Origin of the sequence: Bartonella sp. AP1QHHD, assembly GCF_042196265.1 — a bacterium.
Taxonomy (GTDB): domain Bacteria; phylum Pseudomonadota; class Alphaproteobacteria; order Rhizobiales; family Rhizobiaceae; genus Bartonella.
This window is the reverse complement of record NZ_JBHIPW010000007.1, coordinates 66,130-81,699: the sequence shown is the minus strand read 5'-3', so window position 1 is coordinate 81,699 and position 15,570 is coordinate 66,130. Positions and strand designations below refer to the sequence as shown.

Genomic DNA, 15,570 nt, shown 5'->3' with positions numbered 1-15,570 from the left:
GATGTACGCAACACTTTTGGGCAGCCCATCATCTACACGCGAAAAGACAATCAGCAATCGTTTCAAATTACAGCGATTTACACCATTAAACATTCGGAATCGGACGCCGGTGGCAGAATCTCTACCACAATTGCAAGAAAGGAACTTGATCTTTGTATCAATGACATTGGAGGAATACCACCAAAACCTCAAGATAGTATTGTGATCATCTCTCCTGAAAATAACAAAGCCCCCTCTTCTCAAGAACACTTCACTGTTACAGATGTCCAAGCCTCTGAATCCGGTATGTATAAGCTTATCTTGCGGAAGCTAAAACAATGAGTAACCTTTGTCTTGTGTGTTTCAAAATCAATAAGGCTGCCCAAGAACTCGGATTACTGCTGCAAACCTTGGATTTGGAATAGCACTAAATCGGTAATTCCATGGTGCGCCGGTACGGTGACTGATGTGACATCCTTGGTATGTTATAGTTACTGATGCAATTCTTGCCCAAGTAGTCCTTTCATTATCTTCAGGGCTTTCAAATACAATAGCTTGATTTGTTACTAAAAGACGTCCTAAAATCGGAGTCTTTTCGCTAATATCGAAGGTAACGCGTTCTTGAACTCCCAACAGTTTTTCATTTTGTACTAAACGATAATCATATTCACTTGCGTCAAGTTCTTGAAACATTTCACATGCTTCCTCAAAATTAGAGGGAGGAATATCTGATTGCCACAGAGCAACTTCTTGCTCAAAGCTTTTTTCCTTTTTTGTCTCACGATAAGCAATAATAACAAAAATTAAAACAATAAGAATGGGTACTAATAACCATGGCGTAATAGTTACTGTTACCACAATGCCTCCAATCAGTAGAGCACAAAGGAGAACGATCTGTACCCTCTTTTCTAGCCGTTTTTTTTCAAGTTCCGGCGACATTTTATTAACAACTGATAAATCAGAAGAAGGATGGATATGCGGGGGAGGCATTAAAACCTGCTCTGAAACTTTTTCTTTAAAACGTTTGTTGCGTTTATCTTGCCAATGAACAAAAATAGACAATGCAATAAATGCAAAGAAAATTAACCTGAACCATCCCCAAAAACCTAGACCATCATTTTCGTCTGACTTTTTATCTTGAACATGGATACTTTGCTTATCAGTATTCTCAGGTAGTGCCTTTGTCACGCTTTCATTTTGAGTAGCAACATCTATTAATAAAGTCGAGGAGGAGGAAAAAATTTCATTATTGTACGCAACTTGATCTGGTTTGATTTTGTGAAAAAAAAACGCACCTAATATTGCAGAGCCGAGAAATAATAAGACTCTAATGCCAAGGGTTTTCAATCCATTTTTACGCCATTTTTTTATACACACTAAAACAAGTCCGACAACCATCACCGGTAACGACAACAAACATACGATCATCGCAATTGTATCAAGTATGTCGAGCATTATTTTTCCCCTCCACTATAAATAAAAAACTAAGCTGGAAAATCTAAAGTGAGTCGACAAATAAAGTAAATATGTGCTTATGATTTTTAGAAAAAAGTGATATTATTATAGGAGTATGAATAATCGAAACAGGAACCTAACGAACACCTTAAATACTAAGCAGATAAGCTACCGAGATAGTTTATTTTCGCACATTAAAGGCTTTGACTCATTGTATGTTACTCGCATATAGTGATCTTGTGGGTTTGGTTATGCTATAAAACGCCTTCACAGAAAAGCATAACGACGGACTTACTACCGTGTTTTTCAGTGCTCAGCTCTTTCTAATTAAAGAGTCAATGAAAAACGTCTAAGTAGTAAGGAGTTCATCATGAATACTCTATAGAAATTAAAGAACAAACTATTGGCCAAGTAAACAGTTCAAACTGTTAATGCACGTGAATTATATTGCGTTTTTGGAAATAAAGTCTGAATTTAGAAAACGGTGGAAAAGAAAAAGAATACCACATTACATTAGACATGGCTAAACATCTTTCGATTATAGAGTGTAATGACAAAGGGCATGAGGCACGTCAATACTTTAACAAATGTGAACGGCTTTTGAAACAAGTAACAACACCACAAGTTGACTACTCTAAACCCGAGGCATTGCTTGGGTGTTTTGAATCATCTACAAAGCTAAATCGAGCAAAAGGATAACACCATTGCTGAATTGACTCCAAAAGCAAAAGCTTTGGAAGGTTTAAAACGCTCTGATGGTTTGTTCGGTCTTATTGAAGCAGCAAAGATGTTAGAAGTACGACCTAAGGACTTAACGGATTACTTGCGTAAACATGATTGGATATATCGATGGGCTCCAGGGGCGCCTCTGTTACCTTATCAGGACAAGATCAAGAAAGGATTCATGGATTGCCCTGCTATTACCATTCAAAGACCGGATGGTACAGAAAAGGTACTCCCTTCAACGAAAATCACATCCAGAGGATTAGCATGTTTAAGAGAGCAAATCTTTGGGGGTGTGCAATGAATACCAGTATCGATTTTTTGTGCGATTTATGGATGGCATTGTTTCAGTTTTCCAATCATCACAGCATTGGAGATGAGGATTGCACTGCCATAATTGAGATTATGGGCATGGTGGAAAAAGCTTTAGTTTTTAAACTTCAAGATGAAGTGCCTAATATTACAAAGATTTTGGCAGCTCTTACAGATTTTGGCGATTCAGAGTTTCCTACAGTTATGTTGCCTTTATTGCGAGCTTACGAACCAGATCTAGAAAACCCCATTAAAAAGGTTGCTTAAGTACCTCCCTTCCCCATCTTTAAAGGTGGGGAGAAGATCAAGAGGCTTCTTTAGGTAAGAATTCAAAATGAACAGATTTAAAATCAGTTAAGTCATAATCAGTAAGGTTGCAGTATCAACAAAGTTTTCTGCTTCTTCATCCGTCTTGAAAACGGGTATTTGTTTTAATTTAGAGGTTTTCATAAGAATTAGTTTTCTTTTAGTACGTATAGACTTTTAAAAGATTCAAAGCTTAGAAGAAATGTATCTGTTTAAACTCACACCATTTTCAGCGGCTTGTATTGAAAGTTTTCTATGGAGTTCTGGTGGTATTCTTAATTGAAACTTGCCACTATATTTACCATGTGACAAAGGCAGAGGAACTTCTTCTCCATTATGTTGCATGTCCTCAACAACTTCTGAAACAAGGTCCATAATACCTTTTAAAGCTTTCTCTGCTTGAGCATCTAACCATGAAAGGGATGGGAATTCTGCACACAATCCGACATATTCCTCATCTTCTTGCGACCACAAAACACGATATGTATAATGATTATTGTTCATGTTTCATCCTTTCTATCGCTTGTAAGATTTGTTTGACTTGATAAGCTTTTGCTTTGTTACTAGAATCTTTTTGAATATTCACACGTGGGTCACCAAGCCACAGGGTTTTAAAAACAAAGTGGCTTTTACCATTGTTCCGCGGTTTTCCAAAAAAATGTACACACACAGCCAACAAATCTGAAAACTTGATGTTCTTTGGTGATGCTTTCATCAAGCTGATTATTTTTTCAACTTTATTGTTCATAACCAATAATAGTATCATTATTAATCCTAGTCAATCATTTTTAGAAATAGCGTCAACTAACAAGAGCCTTTTGTAACTCGACACTGTTAAAAAAGCTCAATCAAGGTGAATATGAAGCTGTCCCTGCAGAGCTACAGAAATGGACCAAAGCAGGCGGAAAGCGTCTTGAAGGTCTCGCACACCGGCGTGCAGCAGAAGCAGGCTTATGGGCGAAAGGTGCTTTTGTTTCCTCTAACTACCAAACCGTAGAAACGCAAGCACCAACGGGACTTTTTAAAGCTGAAGCTCTTGCACCAGTTATTGGTTTTTTTTCAGGGCTTGGAGGCTTATTAGCAGGCAATGGTCCAGTGCAATGGGCATTTGCTACCATTATGGTTTTAGCCGCATGTGCTGGCATTTTCTTTGTTGCTAAACGTTTTCAGGAACACCGTTTATGATCTTATGGATGAAAAGAAATCTACTGTTAATAGGCGCGGCTCTAGCCGCTTTTTTTATGGCTTTGGCAAAAGCTTTTACCCTTGGAAAAAAGGCAGAACAGCAAAAGCAAACAGAAAAAACCTTAAAAGCAGCAACAACACGGCTGGAGGTGGAAAATGAAGTTAATCAGAAAAGTGATACTGATGTGCGTACTGCTCTCTCTCGTTGGTTGCGGGACAAATAAGTATGTCTCTTGTGTTGGTTGGTTGCCAATTTATTTAGAGAGGCAAGATGTTAACGTCATCAGTTCCAATTTAGCAAGAGATATCTTAAAGCATAACAAGCAGGGCGAACGTGTGTGTGGGTGGAAACATGGCTAAGAAAAAAACAAAAGACGATACAGAGCTTACAGAAGGAGAAAAAGAAATCCTTCAAGAAATTATCATGACCTACAAAAGTATAAAAGTGATGTCACGTTATACGAGATGGATTGTACTCATTATACTCTTGCTAGCGCTTGATTTTTCACGTCTTATAGATGCATTGGTAAATATTTTTACACAAAAACCAAATATCCGACTCTAAATACATTCTGAGATGTGCGAAACTGTTTAGCAAATGAATTATCAATTTCGCGCGTCTCGCAGATGCAAGAAATAATGTCGTTTTACACATCTCAAACAGTGGTTTTCAAAACATTAACAATTTGATCCCCTTAGGTCGCTCCTGTTATAAATGCAGCCCACTGTTCCATAAGGGTATGTCGTTGTTCTAAAAAATCTGTCCGCATATAAGCTTTTGTCACTGAACTCCCAACGGAATGCGCAAGAACAGTTTCAGCAATCTCAAATGGTGTTGACGTTGTTTCTGCTATCCAATCACGAAGACTAGATCTGAAACCATGGGGTCTATAATCAAAACCTTTGTCTTTCATGAATTTAGAAAGTGTTACATCAGATATAGGCTTTCCAGAACTCCCAGCAAATAAAAAACCATTTTTTTCAAAGGGGAGAGATTTTTCAATCACTTTTAAAGCTTCATCACTCAATGGCACGCGAAAATCTGAAACCTTTCCTACAATGCCCTTCATATTTTCTTTTGGTATCGTCCATATATCTTTATCTATTTGTTCAAGACGCAAATAGCGCAATGGATACGACCGTACTCCAGTCAAAATAAGCAACTTCAGTGCTAAATTTGAAAGAATCTTATCATCCAAGCTTTGATAAAATGCCGGAACTTCCTGCCATGGCATAGCAGGAATATTTTGAACATTTTGAATAAATTTTCCCAATAAAGCTTTTGCTTTTGGTACCAATTGCATGTCCACATCTATACCACGTGCTGCGGCATGTTTTATAGCAATATTCAAACGTGATAAAGCCTTGCTCGCTGTTTCATTTTTTGTTTTCCAAATAGGCAACAAACACTCTTTTATATCAAATTGCGTTAATTCAGTAATTGCTATATCCCCAAGTTTAGGAAAAACATGCAATGTAAGAGGTGCTAACCACCTTGCTGCTTTACCTTCATTTTTCAATTCGCTTTTTTTGGCTTCAAAAGCACTTAAAACTATTTTTTGTAAAGAAATACTATCAACTGCCTGCCGTAATTTTTCATTTTTCCTTTTACGAATCGGGTCAATACCTTGGTGCAAAAGGTCACGGCAAGCTGTAGCTTTAAGCCTCGCTTCTTTCAAAGATACAACGCTACAAGAGCCTAATCCCATTTCACGACGTTTTTTATTGAAATCAAATCGAAAAATCCAACGCCCTTGATTTTGGGCTGTTTTGATAAGCCATAGCCCAGCTCCATCAGCATATTTTCCTTTAGATAGATTTTTTACAGATAAGACAGACAGTCTATCACGTGTTCTCGTTCTGCTAACCACCTTCTGAACCACCTTTTAAAAACCACCTTCTGAACCACCTTTTGAATCGCACTTGGAGCGATTTCATTTGATAGCAAGATTATATACAAAAGGCAATTTTATAAATAAAATCAAATAAAAACAGTTAGTTATAAATATAGAAAAAAGTAAAACGCGCAATCAGGTGATAGCGTAGAGAATTCTAAATAAAGAAAAAATAGGTGCACGCCGTCCGCACCACTCTATGTGAATTTTCTTTATTTTCTCATTACTTAGATAGTAAAAACTCTCTTTAAGTTTACTGTTTGCAACTCTATAACGGTATTATAAAGTGATAACTGTAATAATATGAAAGACGAAGCAATCCTTCTTTGCCAACAAATGTTTCAACCACACCTCGTGAACTAAAAATTTTTTATTCTTAACAATTAAGAATCTGAGTAACTCTTCCTTACCTCCTCATTCTCACTCAAAGTCAAAGCCCCCCTTTTTTCACCATAAAATAGTGTTTACAATGCATAAAATTAAAAAATAAAGGCCCTATCGAAGAAATAGGACCTCTTAAATTTAAGCTCCTTTATCCTACAAAATTAGAATTTGTAAGCTATTCCTGCGCGAAAATCATTCGTCTTATACTTAACTTCAATCTCGTCTTTAAATTTCCTTTTACCAAAATCTGAGTAACGATATTCCGCACGCACAACAAGATGATCTGTCATTGCAAAATCAACACCACCACCGAGAGTATAACCAATCATCGTTTTTGTTACATCCGATGTCCTATTAAATGGCTCACCTCCCGTAATTACTGTCGACAAAATATCTTGAAACTGTCCATAAGCAACACCACCAGCAATATAAGGCATCACATGCCCCGCAGAAAACCCAACACGCACCCGTGTAGCACCTGTCCATTTTTGTTTTAACGTATGATTAAACGTTAAACTGTCTTTCTCTTCTTTATCCTCTGCAGAAGAGCGAGAAAAGTCTCTACCCTGTCTTCTGACAAGTTTTGCCTTTTTTCGACTTTTTCCTTCTGTACCTAATTCCTCAGTATCAGTACCCGATCCTTCAGTACCCGATCCTTCAGTGCCCGATCCACCAGTGTTAGGACCACCTGCACTCGTTTCATCAGCCTGAAATCTTGTTTTTGTATCCTTTTTTTCCGTTAAAAGCATATCCGTATCAATCCCCACAATAAAATTATTACCGAGATCAAAATTAACACCCGCATAAAAACCACCTATAAATCCAGAAAGCTCAGGCATATACTGCTTCTCGACAGGCACCCATGGTTTACTTTTACTCTCCTCATCGGGATAGAGAGGAATATCAACATCACGCGTTATTGCAGAAGTCTTACTTGAAAAGCCACCAACTTGCCCCCCGAAATAAAAACCTGCCCAAGAAAAAGGTGAAGAAGCAACAACTTCTGAGGCAACATGTAATGGCTCTTCGTGAGCCACCACATCTGCAGCCTGTACTATAGAAGGTGAAATCAAAGAAAAAACAGATGCTGTTATAAATTTTGTATTCATAAAATTATACCCCATTGCTAAATTTAAATATAATCAAAAATCACATTTAGAAAAACAAAGTTTTATAAAATCTTATGCTGTAAAATTGCATTTACTCCTTTATATTTACATTTAAATTTATCACTATAATAATATATCATTACACCAAAATTTAATATTATCAAATAAATTTTAAAATATTAGAATAATGAATACTTTAAATAATAAATATTTAATAAAAATACCTATTATATTTTTAAAAGGATGAAATATAAAACATTTTGTATCAAAAATACCGCAAAAAAAATCACAAAATAGTATATTTTATGCCTTTTTAATGAAAAAAATCTAAAAATGATGTAATTATTTTTAGAGAATCGATGTTCATTAACAATATTATAAATACCTCAATATTCTTACATCCAAAATGCATACTGTAGATTCTACATAGTATAAAAAAACATCCATTTTATACTAAAATCATACTTTTTTTTACCATTTTCTAAAGGATGAGATTATTAATACGACAATATCATTATCCTTCTAAATCTTGTCCCCAAACAAAAATTCTCAATCATTTTATTTAAAAATTGCTCTTCCCCTACTGATTTCTATAATATCATCTGCCTTTATTGCAAAACGGTCTTTATTAGGAAAAGTTATAAAACATCCCTTCATACAAATTGTAATTTTTTGATGAGTATTTAAAGAAATTTTTGAAGGTATACTTCCTTCAACAACAATAAGAGATTGTATCTTTAAATCATTATTCTTCACTGTTGCAGCAAAAGCTGTTATGGTAAAAATACTTAATAGAATAACTGTAATCAAAATATAAGTATATTTTAGCATTCTAAGATTCCTTCCTCAGCAAAACGCTTATATAGGCTAAATCGAAGAGCATTGGTTACATGAGAAGATAAGGTAATATTAGGCACATAAATAGCCAAATTAAAGGAAAAACTCTTACGATCAAATGCTGTAAAACTTACCTGTGGGATAGGATTTTTTAAAACGCCTTCTGTCGCAGAAGCAATCTCTAACAAAATTTCAGCAACATGCTCTGGAGCAACCTTAGATGATACAGTAACTGGTATATCAATTCGTCCTACTTTATTACGTCGTGTCCAATTACTAACGTTGTTATTAATAAGGCTTGAATTGGGAATAATAATCGTCTTACGCTGAATGGTCTCAAGTTCCGTTGCACGCACACTAATACGCTTAACAACCCCCCCTACTGATCCAGATTCTATATAGTCTCCTATTTTAAATGGTCTTCCAACTAAAATAATAAGTCCAGAGACAAAGTTTTGGACAATATTCTGTAAACCAAAACCTATACCAAGTGAAAGTCCTCCAGCAATAAGAGCGAAATTTCTAAGATCCAAACCTGCCATTGATAATCCGGTCAAAGCAGATACAACAACGCCTCCATAACTTATCACTGTTTTGATAGAATTACGTATACCAGAATCGAACTCTCCATGAACCAACACCACATTATCTAACCAACCAATAAATCGGCGAATAAGAAACCAGCAAACACAAAAAGAAATAATTCCTGTTACAAGAGAAATCAAAGAAAGACTAATATTTCCAATCTGAAAACCGGTCACCGATTGCCACAAAACTGCTTTTAAATCAGAATAGGAAAATCCAAACTGTACAGCAATTGGCATTGCACAAAATATAACAACAAATAAATTGAGAAAAACGCTCATAAAAACTCCCAATTGATTCATCGTTTTTTCTTCTAAATGAAACCTCTGCATCAAAAGATGACCAACCGTTGTTTTCATAAATTGGTCTTTAGTTCCAAGTGCTTGAGCGCTTTGTATTCCTAAATACATGAGAACTAAAAATGCTCCATCAATCATAATTTGCTGCGTAATAAAACGCGCAAATCCAACATAACCTAAAAAATTCAATACAAAGAGCAGTAACCCCAAGCCAATAAGAGGAATGCGTATATAAAATGGCCAAAAGTATGGCTCTTTTTTTTCTTCTTGAACACGCCTACGTCTAAACCGCAAAGGTACAAATGATATTATAAATAGCAATATCGCTACAAGAAAAACAGCAATAAAACTTTTAGCAATTGTCAAAGATAGAGGCGCTGAAATGATTTGATAAATACTATCAAGAACAGCGTCAAATGCCAAAATACCCCCTAAAGACGTGAGTAAAATCACTAATTGATAAGCAGACGATGGTGCAATACTGAGAAGACGCACATGGGGCCTATTCGATGATAGAAGAACAACAGCTAATCGATTGATTAAAAATAATAAAATAATTTGACAACCTATCATATCAAAAACTGTTGTAAGTTTACCTGGATCTAAGTTAAAACTACGAAACAAAAACAACACAAGATAAACGCAAAGAATACATACAAGTGAAGGTAAGAGAACTGAAATAAAGGCGATCAATAAGCGTTGTAAATAAGATATTTCCTCATTAGACTTCATAAAGTGGCAATACACATGAACAAGAACTTTTTGAGAAAAATACGAAAGTCCCAAAGTAATAAAAAGTGGAATTAAAAAGCAAAGAAATAGTTGTAAAAACTTGAAGTAAAATATAAAATTCCACCAAGAATTTAACAACACAAGAAAATCTGATGAAGCCTCTTTTGTTTTTTGGGCGAGATGTTTAACCATCGGAATCGAAAACTCAAGCCTATACGTAAGCGTGCGTTTAAAAAGCTCCCGAGATTGAGAAATAGAAAGTTCAGCTATTCTATTTGCCGCTAAGAAAATTGCTTCAAAACGAAGCATGATACTGTTAATTTTAGCTTTTTGCTCTATCAAGTAGGAATATTCCTTCACTGAGCTTTTCAGTTTTTTCACGTCACGATGGAGCTCCATTAATTGATCAAGAAGTGTATTAATCTCATTAAGAGGAGGACGCAAAACAAATGCTGCCTCAATAGCACGTTCACTGATATCTTGTGCACGTAACCGTAATTCTTCTAAAGCACGCTCATCTTCTGGCTTTCTGTCAAAATCTCTTTTTAAAGTTTCAGTATTTTCTTCAAGAGTCTCAATAATCAACTGTTGTTGCTGAATAATTTCATCAACTGAATAAGAAGCTATTGTTTGTTCGACAATTGTATTTTGTGCCCCCCTATTACCCCATGCACCAGAATTAAATACAAAGATAATCCCCAAAAGAAGGAAAAGTATGTGGATGTTTTTTCTACAAAATGAATACATATCTACCTTATGAGCACAAAAAGGATTTTATTTCTCTCTTTTAAATATGGTATAAAGTAGATATTTTCAACTTTTATAGAATAATCTTATAAAAGCTTTCCCTTATCCTATAATACTGATAATAAGATAAAAGAATGATAAATAAGCTGAACTCAATAAGATTAAAGAAGGCACTCTAGCATGTTTTTTTTGCACCTTTATTGCAAAAAAGAAGATTTTCTTCCTTTGACAACCTGGATTTTTCTATCCAGTTTAGGTGTATTCTTGACCAGCAACCTAGAAACGCGTGCTTATTTAATCAAACAATCACACACCAATAACGTCATTAAAACGAATAGATTTGATTTACATCATAAGTGTGATCATGTGAATGTTACCACAACTGAAAACAAAAAACTTGTAACACTCCATACAGAATCTATTTTTATGAGGACCTTTCAAAAAATCCTAACATTGGATTTCTTTTTAATAAGGATTCCAGCTGTTGACACACGATTTCGTAACGTTAAAATACAATATTTCTCAAATAAACGCGCTCCTCCCAATGAACACACTTAATTCTCTTCCTTGAATATAAAAACGATCATCTTATTTTACTTGTGCTTTTAACTTTGAATAACTGTTAGATTGCCTATTTACGGAATATATCATGCGTACACCTGGTTGGTTAACTACCCTTTATTGTTTTATTCTTTTAAGCAGCATTTATGTTGCCTTACCCAATTTATTTTCACACGAACAAGTTAAAAACTCGAAATTCTTACCCGACACCCGTGTAGCACTTGGTCTTGACCTTCAAGGAGGCTCTTCTCTCCTGCTCGAGGTTGATAGCAAAACGTTAAAACGCGATCAGTTACATATAGTTTTAAGCAATGTGCGCAATGTATTGCGTGAAAAACAAATCCGCACCTCAAGTGTGCGTATCGTTGAAGATAGCGTTATTGCCCTTATTTCTGACCCATCGCAAACTGAAAAAGCACTCTCTGCTTTGAAAACATTAATAACCCCCATACACAGTAGCTTTGGCACAACAGAACATAACATCACGATCAGTGCTCAAAATGAAACTCTCCGCATCACATTAACAGAAGCTGGTATAAAAGACCGTGTCAGCAATGCTATTGAACAAAGCTTAGAAATCATCCGTCGTCGTATAGATCAAGTTGGTGTTTCAGAACCAGCCATCCAAAAGGTTGGAAATGATCGTATTATGGTCCAATTGCCTGGACTACAAGATCCAAAACAACTGCGTGATCTTTTAGGAACAACCGCTAAGATGAGTTTTCATCTTGTTCCTTCTAATGTGGACCCCAATAATCCCCCTATAGGTGTTTCTATTCTCCCTGGATACACTGATGCAACACAACATTATGCAATTTATGATCAAATTGCTTTAGATGGAAATGTCCTGAAAGATGCCCGTGCAGGTTTTGACCCCCAAATACCAGGACGTTCCATTATTTCATTTACGCTAGATTCCGCTGGCGCAAAAATATTTGCTGATATAACACGACAAAATATTAACCGTCCTTTTGCCATTGTTCTGGATAATAAGGTTTTAACCGCTCCGACCATTAATAGTGTCATTCCCAATGGACAAGGTCAAATTACAGGAAACTTTGACCCCAAAGAAGCCTCAACTCTGGCTGCTCTGCTTCGTGCTGGTTCCCTCCCCGCACCACTCACGGTCATTGAAGAGAGAACTGTAGGTCCAAATCTTGGTGCTGATGCCATCCAAATGGGACTTTACACCGGCATAATTGGCTTTATTCTTGTTGCAATTTTTATTTTTCTTCTCTATCGTATTTGGGGATTAATTGCCAATATAGCGCTAGCTCTGCATACAATTTTAACATTTGCTGCACTGAGTCTTTTGGGAGCTACGCTTACGCTGCCTGGTATTGCTGGTATTATTTTAGGTATCGGTATTGCCGTTGATGCTAATATCCTTATCAATGAACGTATCCGTGAAGAAAGTCGAAAAGGTGTGGGTGCTTTTGCAGCCCTAGATCGTGGATTTAAACACGCTTTTGCAACCATTGTTGATGCAAATGTTACAGCAATTATAGCGACCGTCTTACTATTTTGGTTCGGGACCGGTCCCGTTCGTGGTTTTGCCGTAACAATGTTGCTTGGTATTATCATCTCCATGTTTACAAATATCACCATTGTACGCATCATCATGATTTGGATCGTTCGTAAATGGAAAATTAAAAAATTGCATATTCACTCTGCTTTCAACATCATGCCACAAAACACAACTTTCCACTTTATGAAAGCACGTTTCATTGGTATTGGTGTCTCAATTGTTTTATCAATGGCTTCAGTTTTTCTCTTTTTTAAGCCTGGATTGAATTTTGGTATTGATTTCATTGGCGGAAGCCAAATGAGTATTACCACGAAAGGACCAGCAGATCTAGCAACTCTGCGTTCCAAGCTTTCTACTCTTAATATTGGTGAAGTTACCTTGCAAAATATTGATAACGAAAATACCGTATTAATTCGCATGCAGAAACAAAGCGGTGGCGAAGCACAACAAACCACCGCCATTGATAAGGTCAAAACAGCTGTACAAAATATCTATCCCGATACCACATTCGATCAAATAGAAGTTGTTGGTCCCAAAATTTCAGGTGAGCTTGCCACAGCTGCTTTTACTGCTGTTATTCTTGCAGCTATTGCCATGTCTCTCTATATATGGTTACGCTTCGAGTGGTTCTTTGCCATTGGAGCAATTATCACTCTCATTCTAGACACCACAAAAATGATTGGCTTTTTTGCTTTATTTCAATTTGATTTTAATTTAACGGCTATCGCCGCACTCTTAACAATTGTTGGATATTCTATAAATGATAAAGTTGTCGTCTATGATAGGATGCGCGAAAATATGCGTCTTTATAAAAAAATGCCGTTGCGCGAACTGATTGATCTGTCCATTAATCAGGTTCTTGTACGTTGTTTTTTTACATCAGCCACAACAATTCTTGCGATGCTCCCCATGGCGATATGGGGTGGAAGCGCTGTTCATAATTTTGCATTACCCATGGTCTTTGGGATTATTATTGCAACATCATCCTCTATCTTTATTGCTGCTCCTATTTTACTCCTGCTAGGAAATTGGTGGCGTGAGCGAAATAATCGTGCAAATATCAAAGTGAAATAAAAATGCCCTTTAATGCGTATGGTACATCTCGCCTCTCTTCTCATAGAAATATAGTCGTTTTCATTCATTCGCTTTTTGATCAAGAATAGTAAATAATCCATGCTCCACGACACACCACTTATCACAACTATTGTTGCAGGCTTATGTCTAGCATTTCTCTTGGGAATGATTGCTAGCCGTTTACGTATTTCACCACTTGTAGGCTATTTGTTAGCTGGTGTTATTGTGGGACCCAATACAGGCGGATTTAAAATAGATTCCGTCATCATTAATCAACTTGCTGAAATTGGTATTATTTTGCTGATGTTTGGTGTTGGGCTCCACTTTTCATTAAAAGACCTTTTATCTGTCAAAGCTATTGCTGTCCCCGCTGCTATTGCACAAATGGCATTTTCTACTTTTCTAGGTTTGTGCCTTGGTCTGATTATGGGATGGGGCTTTAGTGGTAGTTTGATCTTCGGTCTTGCTTTATCCATAGCAAGTACCGTTATCCTGCTACGTGCTTTGCAAGAGCGTCATCTTATTGAAACAGAAAAAGGACGCATTGCCGTTGGATGGTTGATTATTGAGGATTTAGCAATGGTCCTTATACTTGTCCTCATCCCTTCCTTGGCAAGTGCCCTCAGCAATACCAAAAAAGAAGCGTTGGATCCTCTTGTTCAATGGTTGGATTTAAGTATTTGGGGTATTTTTGGTCTCACCATCCTAAAAGTAATTGTATTTATTGCACTTATGCTCGTCATTGGGCGACGCGTTATCCCATGGCTTTTAAAAATGAGCGCACAATCGGGATCACGTGAATTATTTCGTCTTAGCGTCTTTGCTATTGCATTAGGAGTAGCTTTCGGAGCCGCTCATTTATTTGGAGTTTCTCTTTCTCTTGGTGCTTTTTTTGCTGGTATGGTCATGAGCGAATCAGAATTAAGCCACCGTGCCGCGGAAGAATCTTTACCACTGCGCGATGCTTTTTCTGTTCTCTTTTTTGTTTCTGTAGGCATGTTATTTGACCCCGAGAAACTCTTAACTCATTTTTTCCCTCTCTTAGCAACCTTATTCATTATCGTAATCGGAAAATCTGCTGTTGCCTTTTTCATCGTTAAAGCTTTTCGCTATTCTAATGCAACAGCTTTGACTATTTCTGCAAGCCTTGCCCAAATCGGAGAATTTTCCTTTATCCTTGCTGGTTTAAGTTTAAGCTTAGGACTTTTAAACAATGACGCTCATGATTTAATTCTTGGAGGAGCAATTTTTTCTATTTTGCTCAATCCTCTTGTTTTCATTGCCTGTAATAAAATTAAAAAACGTCTAGAAAAAAATTCTGCATCTTCACAAAATACCCAAACAATTATTGATATTGATCCACAAGATCCTGACCAAGATTTTTTACCGATGACCTTAAAAAACAACCATATCGTAATTATTGGCTATGGTCGTATCGGTAAGTGTGTTGCATTATCTTTAATAAATAGAGGTGAACCTATAGTGATCGTAGAAGAATCAAAACGCCTCTCTGATAAAGCGATTGCAGATGGCTTTGAGGCTATTTGCGGCAATATCATTCAACAAGAAATAATGAACGCAGCAAATATAAATAATGCACATAAAGTTGTTATTACAATGCGAAGTACCATTGAAGTAGGAGAATGTATCGTGAATATCCGTGATATGAAGAAAGATATCCAGATAATCACACATGCATTATCCGACACAGAAACAACATATCTCATTGATTTAGGTGCTGATGTTGTAGTAACAGATGATGAAGAAATTGCCAATGGCATTATAGAGTATATAACAGAACGAAGATCTGTAAGGAATATGCTCAATCATGAAAATTTACAGAAAACATAAAATGGATA

Annotated in this window: 15 protein-coding genes and 2 pseudogenes; 10 read left to right on the top strand and 7 right to left on the bottom strand. The window is 36.4% G+C overall.

All coding sequences use genetic code 11. From position 1 onward, the window contains the following. Positions 1-321, top strand: a 321-nt coding sequence (locus tag ACFIME_RS01515) for a hypothetical protein (protein ID WP_375684377.1), incomplete at its 5' end; no start/stop codon positions are given. 27 nt (positions 322-348) lie between these two features. Here the strand turns inward: ACFIME_RS01515 and ACFIME_RS01510 are convergent. Continuing rightward, entirely contained in the window at positions 349-1,434 is a 1,086-nt protein-coding gene (locus ACFIME_RS01510) for a hypothetical protein (protein ID WP_375684376.1), read from the bottom strand. A gap of 381 nt (positions 1,435-1,815) precedes the next feature. Between ACFIME_RS01510 and ACFIME_RS01505 the strand changes: the two are divergent. Further along, positions 1,816-2,461: pseudogene (locus ACFIME_RS01505) on the top strand (phage antirepressor KilAC domain-containing protein). Beyond that, entirely contained in the window at positions 2,458-2,736 is a 279-nt protein-coding gene (locus ACFIME_RS01500; RefSeq protein ID WP_375684375.1) for a hypothetical protein, read from the top strand. Before ACFIME_RS01505 ends, ACFIME_RS01500 begins: the two are co-directional and overlap by 4 nt. Before the next feature lie 225 nt (positions 2,737-2,961). Here ACFIME_RS01500 and ACFIME_RS01495 read toward each other — a convergent pair whose 3' ends face one another. Both ACFIME_RS01495 and ACFIME_RS01490 read right to left on the bottom strand, forming a co-directional pair. Next, positions 2,962-3,279 (bottom strand): type II toxin-antitoxin system HicB family antitoxin, encoded by a 318-nt coding sequence (locus ACFIME_RS01495; RefSeq protein ID WP_375633830.1) that lies wholly within the window; start codon positions 3,277-3,279, stop codon positions 2,962-2,964. After that, positions 3,269-3,541, bottom strand: a complete 273-nt coding sequence (locus ACFIME_RS01490) for a toxin HicA (RefSeq protein WP_375634717.1) — start codon at positions 3,539-3,541, stop codon at positions 3,269-3,271. Before ACFIME_RS01490 ends, ACFIME_RS01495 begins: the two co-directional genes overlap by 11 nt. Positions 3,542-3,582: 41 nt before the next feature. Between ACFIME_RS01490 and ACFIME_RS01485 the strand changes: the two are divergent. The 4 genes and pseudogenes from ACFIME_RS01485 to ACFIME_RS01470 form a co-directional block, all read left to right on the top strand. Next, positions 3,583-3,960: pseudogene (locus tag ACFIME_RS01485) on the top strand (glycoside hydrolase family protein); the annotation flags it as partial. Then, positions 3,957-4,184 (top strand): hypothetical protein, encoded by a 228-nt coding sequence (locus tag ACFIME_RS01480; protein ID WP_375630023.1) that lies wholly within the window; start codon positions 3,957-3,959, stop codon positions 4,182-4,184. The pseudogene ACFIME_RS01485 and the gene ACFIME_RS01480, both read left to right, overlap by 4 nt. Then, positions 4,117-4,320 carry a hypothetical protein gene (locus tag ACFIME_RS01475; RefSeq protein WP_375630024.1) on the top strand — a complete coding sequence of 68 codons (204 nt, stop codon included), beginning with the start codon at positions 4,117-4,119 and terminating at the stop codon, positions 4,318-4,320. The genes ACFIME_RS01480 and ACFIME_RS01475 overlap by 68 nt, the downstream gene beginning before the upstream one ends. Then, positions 4,313-4,525: a hypothetical protein gene (locus ACFIME_RS01470; RefSeq protein ID WP_375618855.1), complete on the top strand. Its 213-nt coding sequence runs from the start codon at positions 4,313-4,315 to the stop codon at positions 4,523-4,525. The genes ACFIME_RS01475 and ACFIME_RS01470 overlap by 8 nt, the downstream gene beginning before the upstream one ends. Before the next feature lie 130 nt (positions 4,526-4,655). Here the strand turns inward: ACFIME_RS01470 and ACFIME_RS01465 are convergent, their stop codons facing one another. From ACFIME_RS01465 to ACFIME_RS01450, 4 genes are all read right to left on the bottom strand, one after another. After that, positions 4,656-5,831 carry a tyrosine-type recombinase/integrase gene (locus ACFIME_RS01465; protein WP_375660224.1) on the bottom strand — a complete coding sequence of 392 codons (1,176 nt, stop codon included), beginning with the start codon at positions 5,829-5,831 and terminating at the stop codon, positions 4,656-4,658. 569 nt (positions 5,832-6,400) lie between these two features. Next, positions 6,401-7,348 (bottom strand): outer membrane protein, encoded by a 948-nt coding sequence (locus ACFIME_RS01460; RefSeq protein ID WP_375655244.1) that lies wholly within the window; start codon positions 7,346-7,348, stop codon positions 6,401-6,403. Between the two features lie 558 nt (positions 7,349-7,906). Then, the gene (locus ACFIME_RS01455; protein ID WP_375662591.1) at positions 7,907-8,179 is read right to left on the bottom strand and encodes a hypothetical protein; all 273 of its coding nucleotides are present in this window, start codon (positions 8,177-8,179) and stop codon (positions 7,907-7,909) included. Further along, positions 8,173-10,548: a mechanosensitive ion channel domain-containing protein gene (locus ACFIME_RS01450; RefSeq protein WP_375662590.1), complete on the bottom strand. Its 2,376-nt coding sequence runs from the start codon at positions 10,546-10,548 to the stop codon at positions 8,173-8,175. The genes ACFIME_RS01455 and ACFIME_RS01450 overlap by 7 nt, the downstream gene beginning before the upstream one ends. A gap of 180 nt (positions 10,549-10,728) precedes the next feature. On the opposite strand from ACFIME_RS01450, the gene ACFIME_RS01445 reads away from it, so the two are divergent. The 3 genes from ACFIME_RS01445 to ybaL all read left to right on the top strand — a co-directional run bounded on the left by ACFIME_RS01445 (position 10,729) and on the right by ybaL (position 15,562). Beyond that, positions 10,729-11,106 (top strand): hypothetical protein, encoded by a 378-nt coding sequence (locus tag ACFIME_RS01445; RefSeq protein WP_375684374.1) that lies wholly within the window; start codon positions 10,729-10,731, stop codon positions 11,104-11,106. Positions 11,107-11,197: 91 nt separating this feature from the next. Further along, a complete protein-coding gene (gene secD, locus ACFIME_RS01440; RefSeq protein WP_375684373.1) occupies positions 11,198-13,711 on the top strand; it encodes a protein translocase subunit SecD in 2,514 nt (837 codons plus the stop codon). A gap of 99 nt (positions 13,712-13,810) precedes the next feature. Further along, positions 13,811-15,562 carry a YbaL family putative K(+) efflux transporter gene (gene ybaL / locus ACFIME_RS01435; RefSeq protein WP_375631222.1) on the top strand — a complete coding sequence of 584 codons (1,752 nt, stop codon included), beginning with the start codon at positions 13,811-13,813 and terminating at the stop codon, positions 15,560-15,562. Positions 15,563-15,570 lie beyond the last annotated feature (8 nt).

Bases quoted from the DNA above. Each gene is read 5' to 3' on its own strand.
- secD (WP_375684373.1), top strand. From the start codon at position 11,198: ATGCGTACACCTGGTTGGTTAACTACCCTTTATTGTTTTATTCTTTTA.
- ACFIME_RS01495 (WP_375633830.1), bottom strand. From the start codon at position 3,279: ATGAACAATAATCATTATACATATCGTGTTTTGTGGTCGCAAGAAGAT.
- ACFIME_RS01490 (WP_375634717.1), bottom strand. From the start codon at position 3,541: ATGATACTATTATTGGTTATGAACAATAAAGTTGAAAAAATAATCAGC.
- ACFIME_RS01510 (WP_375684376.1), bottom strand. From the start codon at position 1,434: ATGCTCGACATACTTGATACAATTGCGATGATCGTATGTTTGTTGTCG.
- ACFIME_RS01470 (WP_375618855.1), top strand. From the start codon at position 4,313: ATGGCTAAGAAAAAAACAAAAGACGATACAGAGCTTACAGAAGGAGAA.
- ACFIME_RS01480 (WP_375630023.1), top strand. From the start codon at position 3,957: ATGATCTTATGGATGAAAAGAAATCTACTGTTAATAGGCGCGGCTCTA.
- ACFIME_RS01455 (WP_375662591.1), bottom strand. From the start codon at position 8,179: ATGCTAAAATATACTTATATTTTGATTACAGTTATTCTATTAAGTATT.
- ACFIME_RS01500 (WP_375684375.1), top strand. From the start codon at position 2,458: ATGAATACCAGTATCGATTTTTTGTGCGATTTATGGATGGCATTGTTT.
- ACFIME_RS01445 (WP_375684374.1), top strand. From the start codon at position 10,729: ATGTTTTTTTTGCACCTTTATTGCAAAAAAGAAGATTTTCTTCCTTTG.
- ACFIME_RS01450 (WP_375662590.1), bottom strand. From the start codon at position 10,548: ATGTATTCATTTTGTAGAAAAAACATCCACATACTTTTCCTTCTTTTG.
- ybaL (WP_375631222.1), top strand. From the start codon at position 13,811: ATGCTCCACGACACACCACTTATCACAACTATTGTTGCAGGCTTATGT.
- ACFIME_RS01475 (WP_375630024.1), top strand. From the start codon at position 4,117: ATGAAGTTAATCAGAAAAGTGATACTGATGTGCGTACTGCTCTCTCTC.
- ACFIME_RS01460 (WP_375655244.1), bottom strand. From the start codon at position 7,348: ATGAATACAAAATTTATAACAGCATCTGTTTTTTCTTTGATTTCACCT.